Below are 16,020 nucleotides of genomic sequence, written 5' to 3'. Positions count from 1 at the left end.
CGTGACGGCGATGCTCGACATCGACGGCGCGCACGGCGAAGGCGGCGGCCAGCTCGTGCGCACCGCGGTCGCGCTGGCCGCGGTCACCGGCACCGCGGTGCGCGTGCACGACATCCGCGCGCGGCGGCGCCGCCCGGGGCTGGCGGCGCAGCACGTGGCAGCGGTGCGCGCGGTGGCCGCGCTGTGCGATGCGCGCTGCGACGGCGTGCACCCCGGCTCGTCGGTGCTCGCGTTTCGGCCCGGCGCGCTGCACGGCGGCAGCTTCGTCGTCGACGTCGGCACCGCCGGCAGCGTTGCGCTCGTGCTGCAGGCGATGCTGCCGGCCGCGCTGGCCAGCGGCGAGGCCGTCGAGGTCGTGCTGCGCGGCGGCACCGACGTGCCGATGGCGCCGCCGGTCGATTACCTGCACCACGTGCTGCTGCCGCTGCTCGCGCGCATGGGCGTGCACGCCGAGCTGCAGGTCGAGCGCCGCGGCTACGTGCCGCGCGGCGGCGGCGAGGTGCGCCTGTCGCTGCCGGCGACCGGGCTGCTCGCGCCGTTCGTCGTCGACGAGCGCGGGCCCGTGACCGCGATCGACGCGCGCGCGCACGTCAGCCGCCTGCCGCTGGACATCGCGCGGCGCATGGCCGCCGCGGCGCGCAGCGCGGTCGGGCGGACGTGGCCGTTCGACGCGCACGTCGAAGCCGGCGACCCGCTGCTCGCGTTGGGGCCCGGCGGTGCGATCGTGCTCAGCGCGGCGGCCGGGCCCACCGTGCTCGGCGCGGCGCAGGTCGCGCAGCGCGGCGTGCCCGCCGAACAGCTCGGCCGGCAGGCGGCGCTGTCGCTGCGCCGCGACCTCGAAGCGGGCGCGACGCTGGACGTGCACGCGGCCGACCAGATGCTCGTCTTCCTCGCGCTCGCCGGTGCGCCGTCGGTGTTCCGCGCGTCGGTGCTGAGCGAGCATGCGCGCACCGCGATGTGGCTGATCGAGACGCTGACGACGGCACGCTTCGCGATCACGCCGCAAGGCGAGAGTGTGCGCGTCGACGTGCAGCCGCACGTGCGGCGCTGACCGGCGCGCGGCGTCAGCGCGCGCTCGCCGCGCCGGCCGCGGGGCGGCGGTGCAGCAGCCACTGCGCGACGAGCCCGCAGGCGGCGAACGCGAGCATCACCGCGCCCAGGTTCGCCGCGCCGTCGTGCGGCACCAGCCCGACGACGTAGCCGCCGAGCGCGCCCACCAGCTGCTGCGCAAGCCCGGCCACCGCGGCGGCCGAGCCGGCCAGTGCCGGCACGACGCCCACCGTGCCCGCCAGCGACGGCGGCATCAGCAGGCCGTGGCCGACGCCCACCAGCACCAGCGGCAGCGCGAGCGCCAGCGGCGTCCTGAGCCCGGCCAGCGCGAGCACGAGCACGAGCAGCAAGCCGCCGATCGTCAGCGCCTGGCCCAGCCGCATCACCGTGCGCTCGCCGGCGCGGTGCGCGATGCGCGAGGTCAGGTAGTTGCCGGCGATGTACGACAGCGGGATCGCCATCACGTAGAAGCCGATGCCGTCGGGGCCGATGCCGTAGCCGCCGAGCACGATCGGCGCGCCGCCGAGGAACGCGTAGAACGTGGCCGTCGTGCTGGCCAGCACGAGCACGTACAGCACGAACGCCGGCTCGCGCGCGAGGCGCACGTAGGCCCCGGCCATCGCGCGCAGCCAGTGCGACGGCGCGGCGGCGGGGCGCGAGTCGGGCAGCCCGCGCCAGGCGGCCAGCCACAGCAGCGCCGCGAGCCATGCAATCAGTACGAAGTTGGCCTGCCAGCCCCAGCGCACGTGGATCTGGCCGCCGACGATCGTCGCGGCTGGCGGGCACAGCCCCATCACCATGCCGACGTAAGCCATCACGCGCGTGCGCTCGGCGCCGTGGAAGTGGTCCTGCACCAGCGCGCGGCCGATGACCATGCCGGCACCGGCACCGGCACCCTGCACCACGCGCGCGGCCGCGAGCGCGAGCACGTTGTCGGCCAGCGCCGCTGCCACCGATCCGGCGGCGGCCAGCGCAAGCCCGGCGAGCAGCACGCGCTTGCGTCCGAGCCGGTCCGACAGCGGACCGTACAGCAGCTGCATGCCACCGAACGCGACGACGAAGCCGCTGAACGTCAGCTGCACCGCCGCCTGCGACGCGCCGAACGTCGCGCCCCACTGCTGCATCGACGGGATGCACACCATCATCGCCAGCAGGCCGAAGGCGAGCTGCGCGAGCAGGTTGGCGACCAGCAGGCCGCGGGCGGTGTCGGCGGGCAAGGACAAGAGATGAAGGGGCGCGGCCATGTGCGACGGGGCGCACACCAGGGCGCGAGGGTAGCCGATGTGCGCCGCCGGCCCGGGGGACGGGGCCGGCATCCGCAGGTTCAGAGGTCGAGCACGAGTCGCTCGGACCTGCAGCCCGAGACGCACACCATCATCGAGCGGTTGGCTGCGCGCTCGGCGGCGGTCAGCACGGAGTCGCGGTGGTCGGGCTCGCCTTCGAGCACGCGCGTCTCGCACGAGCCGCAGATGCCTTCCTCGCAGCTGAACGGCACGCCGGCCTTCAGCTCGATCAGACACTGGTGCAGCGTCTTGTCCGGCGTGACTTCGAACGTGCGGCCGCTGCGGCGCAGCTCGACGGTGAAGGTGCTGCGCGCATCCGCGGCCGCAGCGACCTCGACGGCGGCGAAACGCTCGATATGCGCATTCGCGTGGCCGAGCTCGGCGCAGACCTTTTCGAACGCGTCGAGCATCACCGCCGGACCGCAGGCGTAGTAATGCTCGGTGTCGCTCGCAGCACGGCGCGCGAGCAGTGCGCGCAGGTCGGGCGGGCCGCCGCGTTCGTCGTCGAAGTGCCACGTCACGGGCACGTCCAGCGCCTCGATGTCGGCCACGAACGCCGCGCTCGCGCGTGAGCGTGCGCAGTAGATCAGCTCGAACGGACACCCGAGGTCCCTGAGCCGTCGTGCCATGCACAGCAGCGGCGTCACGCCGATGCCGCCGGCCAGCAGCACCGAGTGCGAGGCGTCCTCGTGCAGCGGGAAGTTGTTGCGCGGCGCACCGATGGCAAGGCGTGTGCCGACGCGCAGCTGCTCGTGCACGCAGCGCGAGCCGCCGCGGCTCTTGCGGTCGCGCAGCACACCAACGACGTAGCGGTGGCGCTCGCTGCTCGGGTTGACGAGCGAGTAGCTGCGCACCATGCCGTTGGGCAGGTGCAGATCGATGTGCGCGCCGGCCTCGAAGGCCGGGAACTCACCGCCGCCGACCGGCCGCAGCTCGATGCTGATGATGTCGTCGGCCTCGTGGCGCAGCGTGTGGACCCAGGCCTGCAGTGTGTCGGACGCGCCCATCGTCGCGCTCAATGGCCGGCTCGCTCGAGTTGGCGCGTCGCCAGGTGGCGCAGGTGGCGGCGCAGCCGCACGATGCCCATGTCGTGCTGGTACAGGTGCTCGCGCTTGTTGGCGTCGGGTTCCATGTTCTCGACGGCGACGCGGTCCTGCTCGAGCACGCGCCAGTGGCGCTCCTCGAGGCGGTTCTTGTAGAGGAAGCGCCAGGTGTCGCGCTGCCAGCCGCTGACCTTGCGGCAGCGCCAGTGGAACACGGCTGCGGTTCGGTTCGTGATTGGCGTGTAGCTGCCGATGATCGTGAAGTTCCCGCCCGGGCCGCCGGTCTTCGGATACGGGATCTCGAGGCGCATCAGGTGAATGCCGGTGTCGATCCACTCGGTCCAGTCGAAATTGACGTCGCGCTGGTGCTTCTTCTCGAACACGAAGCCGGTGTCGGTGTCGCGGATCTGGAACTCGGCCGTCATGTCGCCTTCGCTCATCGTGTGCGACTGCTTGTGCAAATAGGCTCCGTGCATCGGGTCCATCACGTTGTCGATCACGTAGCGGTAGTCGCAGCCCCATTCCGTGTAGCACAGGAACGACGACCACTCGGGCGAGGTCAGCTGCTCGGGCAGGCGCAGCGGCGGCGCCTCGTCGAGCGCCGGCTGGCTCGCGTTGTAGAGGAAGATCGCACCGTTCGATTCGGCGGTGACGAAGCGCCGCGTCGGCCGCGAGCCCTCGAGCTTGCAGCCCGGGCTGCCCGGCACGCGCATCACGGTGCCGTCGCAGCGCACCTCGACGCCGTGGTACGGGCATGCGATGCGGTCGCCGAGGATGACACCCAGCGACAGCGGCGCGCCGCGATGCGGGCAGTGGTCCTCGAGGGCGTGCACCTTGCCGCCGGCGTCGCGCCACAGCACGATCTTGTAGCCCAGCCGCCGCAGCGAGACCGGGCTTTCCTTGACGAAGCCCGACGGGCAGACCGGGTACCACAGGTCCTTGAGGCCGACTTCGAGCACGGCGTCGATCGGATCTTGCGGGAGGTGGACGGGGGCGGTGTTCATCGCGGTGCTTCCTTCGCGTGCGTGGCAGGTGGACGTGCCCTCGGTGCGGCTCAGGCGCCCAGGCGGGCCATCTCGCGGCAGTAGGTCTCGGCTGTCCACGGCTGGCCGTTCGGGCCCGCGGGGCCGGTTTGGTTCAGGTAGGCGACCAGACCTTCGAGATCGTGGATGCCGGCAGCGAACGCGCGCTCGATGCTGTCGCCGAGCAGGCTCTCGTAGGCGGTGGGCGGCGCGCTGCGGCTCTGGTGCGTTTCGTTGTACAGCTCGGGGAGGCGCATGGGTTTCTCCTTGCGACGGCGTCAGGCCTTGGGCTTGTCGGTCATGAAGCGCCCGCTGGGCGCCTCGGCGTTCACCTGGCGGCGCGTGTGGCCGTCGATACCGCCCTTGATCGCCCATTCGGCGAACACGGTCGGGCCGGGGGTGAAGTCGCGCGGCGTCCAGTCGGCGGTCAGTTCGTCTTCGTCGGTGTAGTACTCGACGAGTGCGCCGGCAGGGTTTTCGAAGTACCAGAACAGCGCCGACGAGATCGGGTGGCGGCCGGGACCGAGCTCCGTCGTCCAGCCGCAGCGCGACATGTGCATGCCGCCACCGATGACCTCGTGCAGGTCGCGCACCGTGAAGGCGACGTGGTTGAGCCCCTTGCGCGGGATCGGCGGCACGAGCAGGAACAGGTCGTGGTGGCCGCCCTCGGGGGCGCAGCGCATGAAGTGCCCGCGCCCGGGGTAGCGGTCGGAGACGACGAAGCCCAGGCACCGCTCGTAGAACGCGGTGGTGGCCGCGAGGTCGAGCACGAAGAACACGACGTGGCCGACCTCGACCGGCTGCGCGCGTTCGTAGGCCGGCGCCGGGCGGTTCACGCGCGGACGCTCGCTCCAGGTGTTGGTGCGTGCACACTCGAGCTGGACCGGGCGCTTGCGCGTGACCTGCACGCGCACTGCCAGCCCGTTGGGGTCGGTGCAGCCGACGCGCTGGCCGTCGTCGACGTAACCGGGCTGGCCGCGCAGGCGTTCGCGGCACGCGTCGAGTTCGGCCGCACTGCCCACCGCCCAGACGACTTCGCGCAGCGTCGGGTCGGGCTCGACGCCGGGCGGCAGCCCCGGCGTGTCGCCGTGCGCGACGCGCACGCGGCAGCCGTTGAGCGTCTCGAAGACGAGCTGCTGCTGCGTCTCGTCGAGCAGCGTCAGTCCCCAGTCGGTGAAGAAGCGGCGGCAGGTGGCCAGGTCGGACGCGCCGAACGTGATTTCGTCGATGCCCTGGATGTGCATGGGGGCTCGCGGGCGCTCAGTGCGCGAGAAGCAACGTCGGGTTCGAAGATTGCCTGCCTGCGGCAGCCGGCTTGGCGCTGCCGAGATCGCGGCCCGGCGTTCGGCGGTGCTTGCGGCCGACCGAGATCCGACTGCCGAACGCGTCTGCCTGGTCGCAGCGCGCCGCCAGCAGGGGCCTGTCCTGCGCTGGGGTCGCTTTCGGTGGGCAGGGGGATGAGCCGGCGGTGACGACGGTAAACATGCTCGCGGGCAGATCGTTTTATAAAAGAAACAACGTTTCTTTTTAGAAACGTTGGCGGATCGTAGGGGTGCTGCGAGCGAGGGGTCAAGCCAATTCCGACTGAATTTCTGAGTCACCTGCCGCACCGTGCTGCAGGGACCCGATGCGCATGGCGAGCGCCGTCGTCCAGGCGCTCGAGCGGCAGCGGCGCGTCATTGCATTGTCGAGCCGATCGGTCGGCTATCGCCTGGAGGCCGTCGGCTGAGGCTACGATTGATTTCCTAATGAATCGCAGTTTCTTATAAGAAACACAGGAGCAGAGCATGGTCCCTGTCGCCGACCGCGCCGACGCGCGACCGCCCGCGATCGAGTTCATCGGCGTCCACAAGCGCTTCCCGCCGCGCGGCCATTCGGGCGAAGTGCTTGCCGCGCGCGACGTGACGTTCTCGATCGCCGAAGGCGAGGTCGTCTCGATCATCGGCCCGTCGGGCTGCGGCAAGAGCACGCTGCTGAACATGGGCGCCGGGCTGTCGAAGCCGTCGGCCGGTACCGTCAAGGTCGGCGGCGAAGTCGTCGCCGGGCCGAACGAGCACGTGGCCTTCATGCTGCAGAAGGACCTGCTGATGCCGTGGCGCACGATCGCGCAGAACGTCGAGTTCGGGCTCGAGCTGCGCGGCACCAAGGCCGCGCAGCGGCGCGAGGTCGCGCACCGCCTGCTCGCGCAGTGCCACCTCAAGGGCTTCGAGCAGCACTACCCGAACCAGCTGTCGGGCGGCATGCGCCAGCGCGCCGCGCTCGCGCGCACGCTGGCCGTCGACCCGCTCGTGCTGCTGATGGACGAGCCGTTCTCGGCGCTCGATGCGCAGACCAAGATGGTCCTGCAGCAGGACCTCGCGCAGACGGTCGCCGCGCAGCGCAAGACGGTGCTGTTCATCACGCACGACCTCGCCGAGGGCGTCGCGCTGTCGGACCGCATCCTCGTGATGAGCGAGCGCCCGGGCACGATCGTCGAGGAGATCGTCGTCGACATTCCCGGCCGCGACAACCCGATGGCGCGCCGCAAGCACCACGAGGTGGCCGACTACGTCGCGCACCTGATGGACCTGCTCAAGCTCGACGCCAACGCCGAAGTGCACTGAGTCCACCCACCCCGACCGACCCCTTCGACCTCGAACGGAGACCGCGATGTCCTTGCCCATGCTCCCCCGCCGCGCCTGCCTCGCCCTCGCCGCCGTCGCCGCACTCGGTGCACCGCTGGCGGCCCACGCGCAGCTGCAGGAGGTGACCTACCTGCTGCCCGCGCCGGCCACGCTCGTCGCCTTCGGGCCGTGGATGGTGGCGCAGGCCAAGGGCTACTACGAGCAGGAAGGGCTGAAGGTCAACTTCGTCAGCGGGCGCGGCGGCGTCGATGTCGCCAAGCAGATCGGCGCCGGCAACGCCGTCGTCGGCGGCGCGATCGGCGACACGCCGATCATCGCGCGCGCGCAGGGCATCCCGGTCAAGGCGGTCGCCGTGCTCGGGCAGGGCTCGCTGATGGCGCTGGTCAGCCACAAGGACGAGCGCATCGAGAGCCCGCGCGAGCTGAAGGGCCGCACGGTGACGACGATCTCGTACACCGACACCACCTACTACGCGCTGCTGGGCATGCTCAGCAAGGTCGGGCTGACGAAGAACGACGTCAACATCCAGGCCGCCGGCCCGGCGGGCGTGTGGCAGCAGTTCGCCGCGAAGAAGGCCGCCGCGATGGCCGCCGTGCCCGACTGGACCGTGGCCGCGATGGAGGCCGGCGCGCAGGTCGACATCCTGCCGGCCGACATCTACTTCAAGAGCATGGCGCAGGCCATCCTCGCCGCCGACGACACGATCCAGAAGAACCCGCAGCTGATCCAGAAGCTGGTGCGCGCGACGCTCAAGGGCATGAAAGACATCATGGCCGACCCGAAGGCCGCCACCGCTGTCTACGTCAAGCACGTGCCGGTGCACCAGGGCAAGGAGGACACCGTGCTCAAGACCTTCGAGCTGTACAACAAGTACGTCTACGCGGCGCAGAAGGTGCCCGGCACGATGGACGAGACGCGCCTGGGCGAGCTGCAGAAGTTCTACGTCGGCAACGGCGTCGTGCCCAGGGAGGTGCCGCTGAAGGACCTCTACACCAACCAGTTCGTGGCGGCCAAGTGAACATGCTCGCCGTCAAGCGGCTCAAGCGCGCCGACGCCGCTTCCCGCGAGGTCCCGATGACCGCCGACCGCGAGCGCCTCGTGACCGCCGGCTGGAGCGTGGCCGTGCTGGTCGTGTTCCTGCTCGCGTGGGAATTCGTGCCCGGCTGGCTCGGCGTGCCCGACTTCGTGCTGCCGCCGCTCAGCCACACCGTGGCCGAGCTCGGCCGCATCTGGGGCGCCGAGCGCCTGCTGTGGCACGCCGGCATCACGGCGCTCGAGGTGGTGGTCGGCTTCGCGCTCGGTTCGCTGCTCGGCGCGGCGATCGGCTACGCGCTCGGCGTCGCGCCGCGTGTCGAGGCCGTGCTGTCGCCGTACCTGCTCGCACTGCAGATTGCGCCGAAGGTCGCGTTCGCGCCGCTGTTCGTGATGTGGCTCGGCTACACGGTCTACCCCAAGATCCTGGTGGCGGTGCTGATCGTGTTCTTCCCGGTGCTGGTCAACGTGCTGTCGGCGATGCGCGCGATGGACCACGACCTGGTCAACCTCGCGCGCTCGTTCTCGGCCACGCGCTGGCAGGTGTTCCGCATGGTCGAATTCCCGACCACGCTGCCGCCGCTGTTCTCGGGGCTGCGTATCGCGAGCACGCTGGCCGTCATCGGTGTCGTCGTCGGTGAACTCGTCGGCGGCAACATGGGGCTGGGCTACCTGCTCGTGTTCTTCGAGGGGCAGGGCAACACGGCCGGCGTGTTCGTCGTGATCGGTGCGCTGACGGTGATCGGCATCGTCGCGTACTACGCCGTCGTGTTCGCCGAGAGGCGCGTGCTGCACTACCTGCCGAGCACCCAGCGCATCGGAGCCTGAATGACGACGACCGCCATTCCCGAGATCCGGCTCGACGGGCGCCGCGTGCTCGTCACCGGCGCTGCGCGCGGCCTGGGCGAGAGCTTCGCGCGCGCGCTGGTGGCCGCCGGCGCGCGCGTGGCGATCGGTGACGTGCTGCACGAACGCGGGCGCGCGCTCGCGGCCGAACTCGGCGCGGCGGCGCACTACGTGCCGCTGGACCTGCTCGACGGCGACAGCATCCGCGCCGGCGTGACCGCCGCGGTGCAGGCGCTCGGCGGGCTCGACGGCCTGATCAACAACGCCGCGATCACGAACTCGGGCGGCAAGGCGATGGACGAGCTCGACGTCGACACCTGGGACCGCGTGATGGACGTCAACGTGCGCGGCACCTGGCTCGTCACGGTGGCCGCGCGGCCGCATCTGGCCGCCAGCGGCAGCGGGCGTGTCGTCAACATCGCGTCGGACACCGCGCTGTGGGGCGCGCCGAAGCTGCTCGCCTATGTCGCGAGCAAGGGCGCCGTCATCGCGATGACGCGCGCGCTCGCGCGCGAGATGGGCGCCGACGGCATCACCGTCAACGCGATCGCACCCGGACTGACGCTGGTCGAGGCCACCGAGTACGTGCCGCGAGCGCGCCACGAACACTACCTGCAGGGCCGCGCGATCGCGCGCGCCCAGCTTCCCGCCGATGTCGATGCCGCCGCGCTGTTCCTGCTCAGCCACGGCGCCGGCTTCGTCACCGGACAGCTGCTGCCGGTCAACGGCGGCTTCGTGATGAACTGAGACAGGAGTCCGACTGACATGAACGCCCCCCTGCCCACGGTCGCACCGGCGGCCAACGAGCCCGTGTTCAACGCGCGCGGTCTGCTCGACGCGCAGATCCCGCCCGAGGCCGAGATCCAGGCCAGCCTGATGCAGCAGCCCGGCCAGAGCTTCGCCGAGTGGATGGAGTCGCGCGTCGCGCGCCGCGCCACGCGCCGCTACGACTGGGACGCGCTGGCGTTCCAGACGCAGGTCGACCCGCGCTACCGCCGCGCGCAGATGCGCTACGTCGGCACCGGCGGCACCGGCGTCGCGAAGGACGGCAACACCGTGCCGGCGGCGCACTTCACGTTCTCGACGATGGTGATCCCGGCCGGGCACATCGGCCCGTCGCACATCCACTACGACGTCGAGGAGATCTTCTTCGTGATGCGCGGCACGATGAAGGTGATCTGCGAGAAGGACGGCCAGCGCTGGGAGGCCGTGATCGGCGAGCGCGACCTGATCTCGGTGCCGCCGGGCGTGTACCGCGAGGAGCACAACATCGGCGAGGAAGACGCGCTGATGTGCGTGATGCTCGGCAGCCCGAAGCCGATCACGCCGACCTACCCGCCGGGCTCGCCGCTGTCCAAGATCAAGCGTTGAGCCATGGGCCACCCCCTACGCGCTTCGCGCGCCCCCTCCCGAGAAAGGGGCATCGCCAGCGGACCGGCGAAGCCGGATTCGCGGCGATCGCTTGAAGTCGTGCGCTGGATCGCGCGTGGGACATTGCAATGTGCCGGCCGCCGATGACGCCGCAGCAGATCCTCGAACAGCACCCGCTGCGCCATGCGCAGGTCGGTGCTGCGCGCGTGTCGTACCGCGACGCCGGCACCGGCGCCGCGGTCACGCACGTGCTGCTGCACGGCATCGGCTCGGCCTCGGGCAGCTGGGCGCTGCAGCTGCACGCAGCGCAGCACCGCGCCGACCGCCGTGTGCTTGCGTGGGACGCCCCCGGCTACGGCGACAGCACGGCACTGCCCGGCGCCGCACCCGATGCCGGCGCCTATGCGCAGCGGCTGTGGGACTGGCTCGACGCGCTCGGCGCGACGGCGCCGCTGACGCTGGTCGGCCACTCGCTGGGGGCGGTCATCGCTGCGCGTGCGGCGCGCCTGCAGCCGGCGCGCGTGCGCCGGCTCGTGCTGCTCGCGCCGGCGCGCGGCTATGGCAGCGCGCCCGAGGCCGAGCGGCGCAGGAAGCTCGACGACCGCCTGACGCGGCTCGCGCAGCTTGGACCGCAGGGGCTGGCGCGCGAGCGCGCCGGCGCGATGCTGTCGCCCGCCGCGGCGCCCGACCTCGTCGATGCGGTGCGCGCGACGATGGCCCGCATCGACCCCGCCGGCTACACGCAGGCCGCGCGGCTGCTCGACCAGGCCGACCTGCTCGCCGACCTCGCGCACCTCACCGTGCCGGTCGACGTGGCCAGCGGCAGCGCCGACGCGATCACGCCGCCGGCGGCGTGCAAGGCCGTCGCGCGGCACGTCGGCCGGCCGTGGCACGACCTCGGCCCGGTCGGTCACGCGTGCCCGCTCGAAGCCCCCGACGCCGTCGACCGGTTGATCGGCCTCGCCCGCGAGGAGACCCCGTCATGAACGACAAGACCCAGTGCGACGACCGCTACACCGTGCCCGCGCTGCAGCGCGGCCTGCAGCTGCTGATGCAGTTCAGCCGCGAGGAGCGTGAGCTCACCGGCGCCGAGCTGTCGCGGCGGCTGCAGCTGCCGCGCGCCTCCGTCTTTCGCATGCTGCACACGCTCGAGCAGATGGGCTTCGTCGAGCGCGCCGATGACGGCAACGCCTACAAGCTCGGGCTCGCGGTGCTGCGGCTGGGTTTCGAGCTGCTGGCATCGATGGAGCTCACCGAGTACGGGCGCCCGGTGATCGAGGCGCTGCGCGACCGCTGCGGCTATGCGGCGCACTTGGTGGTGCGCGACGGCCGCGAGGTCGTCTTCATCGCCAAGGCGCCCGGCCACAACTCGCTGTTCCAGTCGATCCAGGTCGGCGCGCGGCTGCCGGCGCACGCGACCGTGCTCGGCCGTCTGCTGCTGTCGGACCTGGATCTGCCCGCGCTGCGCCAGCTCTATCCCGACGAGCCGCTGAAGGCCTACACGCCGCGCACGCCGACCACCGTCGAGCAGCTCAAGGCGATGATCGATGCCGACCGCGCCAACGGCTACGGCGTCAGCCAGGGTGGCTTCGAGACCGGCATCTCGACGATCGCCGCGCCGGTGTTCAACGACCGCGGCGAGGTCGCCGCGGTGGTCAGCATCACGGTGCCGGGCCAGCGCATCGACGAGCAGCGCCTGCCCGCGCTCGTCGACGACGTCAGGACCGCGGCGGCGCAGCTGACCGAACGCATCAGCCACCTGCCGCACCGCGGCGCGTGGGCCCCGAAGAGCTCCGACAGGAAGGCCGCATGACCGCCCCCACCCGCATCACCGTCGGCGAGCTCGTCGCACGCTTCCTCGAGGCGTGCGGCGTGCGTGCGGCGTTCGGCGTGATCTCGATCCACAACATGCCGATCCTCGACGCGTTGCACACGCGCGGGAAGATCCGCTTCGTCTCGGCGCGCGGTGAGGCCGGCGCCTGCAACATGGCCGACGCCTACGCGCGCGTCAGCGGCACGCTCGGGGTGTGCGTCACCAGCACCGGCACCGGCTGCGGCAACGCCGCCGGCGCGATGGTCGAGGCGCTGACCGCCGGCACGCCGCTGCTGCACCTGACGGGCCAGATCGAGTCGCCGTATCTCGACCGCGACCTCGGCTACATCCACGAGCACCCGGCGCAGCTGGCGATGCTCAAGGCGGTGGGCAAGGAGGCGTTCCGCGTGCGCAACCCCGAGACCGCGCTGGCCACGCTGCGCGAGGCGGTGCGCCTCGCGCACACGCCGCCGTGTGGGCCGGTGAGCGTCGAGATCCCGATCGACGTGCAGAAGGCCACGCTCGAGCTGCCACCGGACCTGTCGCCGCTGGCGGTGCCGCCGGTGGTGCCCAGCGCCGCGGCGGTCGACGCGCTGGCCGAGCGGCTCGCGTCGGCGAAGCGCCCGCTGCTGTGGCTCGGCGGCGGCGCGCGCGGTGCCGGCGCCGCCGTGCGTCGGCTCGTCGACATGGGCTTTGCCGTCGTGACCTCGGTACAGGGCCGCGGCATCGTCCCCGAGGACCACCCGCGCACGCTCGCGGCGTACAACCTGCACAAGGCCGCCGAGCACTTCTACGAGACGGTCGATGCGATGCTCGTCGTCGGCTCGCGGCTGCGCAGCAACGAGACGCTGACCTACAAGCTCAGGCTGCCGCGGCGGCGCTTTCGCGTCGACGCCAATGCACTGGCCGACCAGCGCGGCTACGGCAGCGAGTTCTTCGTGCACGGCGATGCGCAGCTCACGCTCGACGCGCTGGCCGACCGCCTGCAGGGGCGGCTGGAGGTCGACCCGCGGCTGGCCGACGACGTGCAGCGCGCGCGCCGGCAGGCGGCCTGCGACGTCGACGCGACGCTGGGCCCGTACGTGGAACTGAAGAACGCGATCGGCGACGTCGTCGGCCGCCAGCTCTGGTGGGTGCGCGACATCACGCTGTCCAACAGCATGTGGGGCAACCGTGCGCCGGTGCTCGACCACCCGCGCGCCGGCGTGCACGCACTGGGCGGCGGCATCGGCCAGGGGCTGGCGATGGGTATCGGTGCCGCCGTGGCCAACCACGAGCACGCTCTCGGGCGCAAGACGGTCGCGCTGTGCGGCGACGGCGGCTTCATGCTCAACGTCGGCGAGCTCGCGTGCGCCGCGCAGGAGAAGGCCGACGTGCTGTTCGTCGTGATGAACGACCGCCGCTACGGTGTCATCAAGAACATCCAGGACGAGCTCTACGGCGGACGCCATGCCTACGTCGAGCTGCACACGCCCGACTTCGCGCAGCTGTGCGCGAGCCTGCGGGTGCCGTACCTGGCCATGCCACGGCCGGGCACCGCGAAGGCCACGCTCGAGCGTGCGCTGGCCACGCCGGGGCCGGTCGTCGTCGAGGTCGACATGGCGGCGTGGGGGCCGTTCGCGGCCAAGTTCGCCGGTCCGCCGAAGCAGGCGCAGTGAGGCCGCGATGCTCGACGTGACCCTGATCGGCTGCGGTGCCATCGGACGCACGCTGCTGCAGCGACTGGCCGGCCACGCCGGCGTGCGCATCACCCACGTCGTCGTCACCGACAGCCACGTCGATGACGTGCAGCGCACGCTCGGCGACGCGGTGCGGGTCGTCTGCGACGTTCCCGCCGACGCGCGGCTCGTCATCGAGTGCGCCGGTCACGAGGCGCTGACCGCGCACGTCCTGCCGGCGCTCGCACGCGGCGTCGAGTGCGCGGTGCTGTCGGTCGGCGCGCTGTCGGCGCCGGGGCTGGCCGAGCAGCTCGCCGACGCCGCCGCGCGCGGGCGCACGCAGGTGCACCTGCTGGCGGGCGCGATCGGCGGTGTCGACGCGATCGCAGCGGCGAGGCTGGCCGGGCTCGAGCGTGTGACCTACACCGGCCGCAAGCCGCCCGCGGGCTGGCGCGGCACCGCGGCCGAGGCCGTCGTCGACCTCGACGCCCTCGCGGCGCCGGCCGTGATCCTCGAGGCCAGCGCGCGCGAGGCCGCGCGCCTGTACCCGAAGAACGCCAACGTCGCGGCGACCGTCTCGCTCGCTGGGCTCGGGCTCGACGCGACGCGCGTGCGCCTCATTGCCGACCCGACGGTGCGCGACAACATCCACGAGATCGAGGTCGAGGGCGCCTTCGGCCGCATGCAGGTCACGATGTGCGGCCGCCCGCTGCCCGACAACCCGAAGACGTCGGCGCTGACGGTGCTGTCGGCGCTGCGCTTCCTGGACAACCGCACGTCCGCCATGACGATTTGAGATGGCCGAGACCTTGCAGAGCTTCTTCGCCGGGCGCTGGCGCGATGCCTCCGGCCCCGAGTACGCGACCGAGTATCCGCACGACGGCAGCGTCGTCGCGACGCTGCACGCCGCCACCGCCGCCGACGTCGACGAGGCGGTGCAGGCCGCCGAGCGCGCGCGCCGCGCGCCGGCGTGGGCGCGCCTGAAGCCGCACGAGCGCGCCGGCCTCCTGTGGCGCATCGCGCAGGGCATCCGCGAGCGCGCCGAGGATCTCGCGCAGCTGCAGCGGCTGGACAACGGCAAGCCGATCCGCGAATGCCGTGCGCTGGTGGCCAGCGCCGCCGGCACGTTCCAGTTCTTCGCCGCCGCGGCCGAGACCTGGGAGGAGACGATCACACCGTCGCGTGGTGACTACCTGACGATGAGCGTGCACGAGCCGCTGGGGGTGGTGGGCGCGATCACACCGTGGAACTCGCCGATCGCCAGCGAGGCGCAGAAGCTCGCGCCGGCGCTGGCGGCCGGCTGCGCCGTCGTCCTCAAGCCGGCCGAGATCACGCCGCGCATGGCGATCGAGCTGGCCAGGATCTGCCAGCGTGCCGGCGTGCCCGACGGCATCGTCAGCGTGCTGCCGGGCAAGGGCTCGGTCGTCGGCGACGCGCTGGTGCGCCACCCGCTCGTCAAGCGCATCGCGTTCACCGGCGGCACCGCGGTCGGGCTGGGGATCCAGCGGCTGGCGGCCGAGAAGCTGATGCCGACCTCGCTCGAGCTCGGCGGCAAGTCGCCGACCGTCGTGCTGCCCGACGCGGAGCTCGACCACGCGGTGGCCGGTGTGCTTTACGGCATCTTCAGCTCGTCGGGCGAGTCGTGCATCGCCGGCTCGCGCGCGTTCGTGCACGAGAGCGTCTACGACGCGTTCCGGGCGCGGCTGCTCGACGGTGTCGCGCGCCTGCGCGTGGGCGATCCGGCGCGCGAGGACACGCAGATGGGGCCGCTGGTCAACCGTGCGCACCGCGAGACGGTCGAGCGCTACGTGCAGCTCGGCCGCGACGAGGGCGGGCGCGTGCTCGCCGGCGGCGCGCGACCGACCGGCGGCTTCTACGATGCCGGCAGCTACTACTTGCCCACCGTCATCGAGGGCCTGCCCAACCGCGCGCGCATGTGCCAGGAGGAGATCTTCGGCCCGGTGCTCGCGCTGCTGCCGTGGCGCGACGAGGACGACCTGGTGGCGCAGTGCAACGACAACGTCTACGGGCTGGCTGCGGGTCTGTGGACGCGCGACTTCCGCGCCGCGTGGCGCATCGGCCGCGCGCTCGAGACCGGCACCGTCTGGATCAACACCTACAAGCAGTTTTCGATCAGCACGCCGTTCTCCGGCGTCAAGATGAGCGGCTACGGGCAGGAGAAGGGGCGGCTGGGCATCCTCGAGTACACAAGCCAAAAGAGCTTCTACGTCGGCCTGAACGAGCAGCCGCTGCCGTGGGCGCTGTCGTGACCAATCCT

At 71.9% G+C, this 16,020-nt stretch carries 16 protein-coding genes; 11 read left to right on the top strand and 5 right to left on the bottom strand.

Going from position 1 to position 16,020, the window contains the following annotated elements; translation table 11 throughout:
* The first annotated feature begins 10 nt into the window (after nt 1-10).
* Nucleotides 11-1,051 (top strand): RNA 3'-terminal phosphate cyclase, encoded by a 1,041-nt coding sequence (gene rtcA, locus MOJ79_RS15545; protein ID WP_241924975.1) that lies wholly within the window; start codon nt 11-13, stop codon nt 1,049-1,051.
* 13 nt (nt 1,052-1,064) lie between these two features.
* On the opposite strand, the gene MOJ79_RS15540 is transcribed toward rtcA, so the two are convergent.
* From MOJ79_RS15540 to MOJ79_RS15520, 5 genes are all read right to left on the bottom strand, one after another.
* Nucleotides 1,065-2,267, bottom strand: coding sequence for a Bcr/CflA family efflux MFS transporter (locus MOJ79_RS15540; RefSeq protein ID WP_241924974.1), 1,203 nt, complete (start codon nt 2,265-2,267; stop codon nt 1,065-1,067).
* A 107-nt stretch (nt 2,268-2,374) separates the two neighbouring features.
* Nucleotides 2,375-3,340: a PDR/VanB family oxidoreductase gene (locus MOJ79_RS15535; RefSeq protein ID WP_241924973.1), complete on the bottom strand. Its 966-nt coding sequence runs from the start codon at nt 3,338-3,340 to the stop codon at nt 2,375-2,377.
* Nucleotides 3,341-3,348: 8 nt separating this feature from the next.
* Nucleotides 3,349-4,380, bottom strand: coding sequence for an aromatic ring-hydroxylating oxygenase subunit alpha (locus tag MOJ79_RS15530; RefSeq protein ID WP_241924972.1), 1,032 nt, complete (start codon nt 4,378-4,380; stop codon nt 3,349-3,351).
* A gap of 50 nt (nt 4,381-4,430) precedes the next feature.
* Nucleotides 4,431-4,655, bottom strand: a complete 225-nt coding sequence (locus tag MOJ79_RS15525; protein ID WP_119292562.1) for a recombinase-like helix-turn-helix domain-containing protein — start codon at nt 4,653-4,655, stop codon at nt 4,431-4,433.
* A gap of 21 nt (nt 4,656-4,676) precedes the next feature.
* The gene (locus tag MOJ79_RS15520) at nt 4,677-5,642 is read right to left on the bottom strand and encodes a VOC family protein (protein ID WP_241924971.1); all 966 of its coding nucleotides are present in this window, start codon (nt 5,640-5,642) and stop codon (nt 4,677-4,679) included.
* A gap of 543 nt (nt 5,643-6,185) precedes the next feature.
* On the opposite strand from MOJ79_RS15520, the gene MOJ79_RS15515 reads away from it, so the two are divergent.
* From MOJ79_RS15515 to MOJ79_RS15470, 10 genes are all read left to right on the top strand, one after another.
* Nucleotides 6,186-7,001, top strand: a complete 816-nt coding sequence (locus tag MOJ79_RS15515; RefSeq protein WP_241924970.1) for an ABC transporter ATP-binding protein — start codon at nt 6,186-6,188, stop codon at nt 6,999-7,001.
* A 46-nt stretch (nt 7,002-7,047) separates the two neighbouring features.
* Nucleotides 7,048-8,040, top strand: a complete 993-nt coding sequence (locus MOJ79_RS15510) for an ABC transporter substrate-binding protein (RefSeq protein WP_241924969.1) — start codon at nt 7,048-7,050, stop codon at nt 8,038-8,040.
* A 2-nt stretch (nt 8,041-8,042) separates the two neighbouring features.
* Nucleotides 8,043-8,882 (top strand): ABC transporter permease, encoded by an 840-nt coding sequence (locus tag MOJ79_RS15505; RefSeq protein ID WP_442863134.1) that lies wholly within the window; start codon nt 8,043-8,045, stop codon nt 8,880-8,882.
* Nucleotides 8,883-9,647, top strand: a complete 765-nt coding sequence (locus MOJ79_RS15500) for an SDR family oxidoreductase (protein WP_241924968.1) — start codon at nt 8,883-8,885, stop codon at nt 9,645-9,647.
* A gap of 129 nt (nt 9,648-9,776) precedes the next feature.
* The gene (locus tag MOJ79_RS15495; protein ID WP_241924986.1) at nt 9,777-10,271 is read left to right on the top strand and encodes a cupin domain-containing protein; all 495 of its coding nucleotides are present in this window, start codon (nt 9,777-9,779) and stop codon (nt 10,269-10,271) included.
* 143 nt (nt 10,272-10,414) lie between these two features.
* Nucleotides 10,415-11,257, top strand: coding sequence for an alpha/beta fold hydrolase (locus MOJ79_RS15490; protein WP_241924967.1), 843 nt, complete (start codon nt 10,415-10,417; stop codon nt 11,255-11,257).
* Nucleotides 11,254-12,084 carry an IclR family transcriptional regulator gene (locus tag MOJ79_RS15485; RefSeq protein WP_241924966.1) on the top strand — a complete coding sequence of 277 codons (831 nt, stop codon included), beginning with the start codon at nt 11,254-11,256 and terminating at the stop codon, nt 12,082-12,084. The genes MOJ79_RS15490 and MOJ79_RS15485 overlap by 4 nt, the downstream gene beginning before the upstream one ends.
* Nucleotides 12,081-13,742, top strand: a complete 1,662-nt coding sequence (locus MOJ79_RS15480) for a thiamine pyrophosphate-binding protein (protein ID WP_241924965.1) — start codon at nt 12,081-12,083, stop codon at nt 13,740-13,742. The genes MOJ79_RS15485 and MOJ79_RS15480 overlap by 4 nt, the downstream gene beginning before the upstream one ends.
* A 7-nt stretch (nt 13,743-13,749) precedes the next feature.
* Entirely contained in the window at nt 13,750-14,538 is a 789-nt protein-coding gene (locus MOJ79_RS15475; protein WP_241924964.1) for an aspartate dehydrogenase, read from the top strand.
* 1 nt (nt 14,539) lies between these two features.
* Nucleotides 14,540-16,012, top strand: a complete 1,473-nt coding sequence (locus MOJ79_RS15470) for an aldehyde dehydrogenase (protein ID WP_241924963.1) — start codon at nt 14,540-14,542, stop codon at nt 16,010-16,012.
* Nucleotides 16,013-16,020: the final 8 nt, after the last annotated feature.

The sequence above is a fragment of the Calidifontimicrobium sp. SYSU G02091 genome, from assembly GCF_022631395.1.
In the GTDB taxonomy this organism is placed as follows: domain Bacteria; phylum Pseudomonadota; class Gammaproteobacteria; order Burkholderiales; family Burkholderiaceae_C; genus Calidifontimicrobium; species Calidifontimicrobium sediminis.
The sequence above is the reverse complement of the archived record's forward strand: the minus strand, read 5'-3'. Positions and strand labels throughout refer to the sequence as shown.

Excerpts from the sequence above, each read along its gene's own strand:
- MOJ79_RS15530 (WP_241924972.1), bottom strand. The coding sequence starts at position 4,380 with ATGAACACCGCCCCCGTCCACCTCCCGCAAGATCCGATCGACGCCGTG.
- MOJ79_RS15485 (WP_241924966.1), top strand. The coding sequence starts at position 11,254 with ATGAACGACAAGACCCAGTGCGACGACCGCTACACCGTGCCCGCGCTG.
- MOJ79_RS15500 (WP_241924968.1), top strand. The coding sequence starts at position 8,883 with ATGACGACGACCGCCATTCCCGAGATCCGGCTCGACGGGCGCCGCGTG.
- MOJ79_RS15520 (WP_241924971.1), bottom strand. The coding sequence starts at position 5,642 with ATGCACATCCAGGGCATCGACGAAATCACGTTCGGCGCGTCCGACCTG.
- MOJ79_RS15490 (WP_241924967.1), top strand. The coding sequence starts at position 10,415 with ATGACGCCGCAGCAGATCCTCGAACAGCACCCGCTGCGCCATGCGCAG.
- MOJ79_RS15535 (WP_241924973.1), bottom strand. The coding sequence starts at position 3,340 with ATGGGCGCGTCCGACACACTGCAGGCCTGGGTCCACACGCTGCGCCAC.
- MOJ79_RS15525 (WP_119292562.1), bottom strand. The coding sequence starts at position 4,655 with ATGCGCCTCCCCGAGCTGTACAACGAAACGCACCAGAGCCGCAGCGCG.
- rtcA (WP_241924975.1), top strand. The coding sequence starts at position 11 with ATGCTCGACATCGACGGCGCGCACGGCGAAGGCGGCGGCCAGCTCGTG.
- MOJ79_RS15470 (WP_241924963.1), top strand. The coding sequence starts at position 14,540 with ATGGCCGAGACCTTGCAGAGCTTCTTCGCCGGGCGCTGGCGCGATGCC.
- MOJ79_RS15515 (WP_241924970.1), top strand. The coding sequence starts at position 6,186 with ATGGTCCCTGTCGCCGACCGCGCCGACGCGCGACCGCCCGCGATCGAG.
- MOJ79_RS15510 (WP_241924969.1), top strand. The coding sequence starts at position 7,048 with ATGTCCTTGCCCATGCTCCCCCGCCGCGCCTGCCTCGCCCTCGCCGCC.
- MOJ79_RS15505 (WP_442863134.1), top strand. The coding sequence starts at position 8,043 with ATGCTCGCCGTCAAGCGGCTCAAGCGCGCCGACGCCGCTTCCCGCGAG.
- MOJ79_RS15475 (WP_241924964.1), top strand. The coding sequence starts at position 13,750 with ATGCTCGACGTGACCCTGATCGGCTGCGGTGCCATCGGACGCACGCTG.
- MOJ79_RS15480 (WP_241924965.1), top strand. The coding sequence starts at position 12,081 with ATGACCGCCCCCACCCGCATCACCGTCGGCGAGCTCGTCGCACGCTTC.
- MOJ79_RS15495 (WP_241924986.1), top strand. The coding sequence starts at position 9,777 with ATGCAGCAGCCCGGCCAGAGCTTCGCCGAGTGGATGGAGTCGCGCGTC.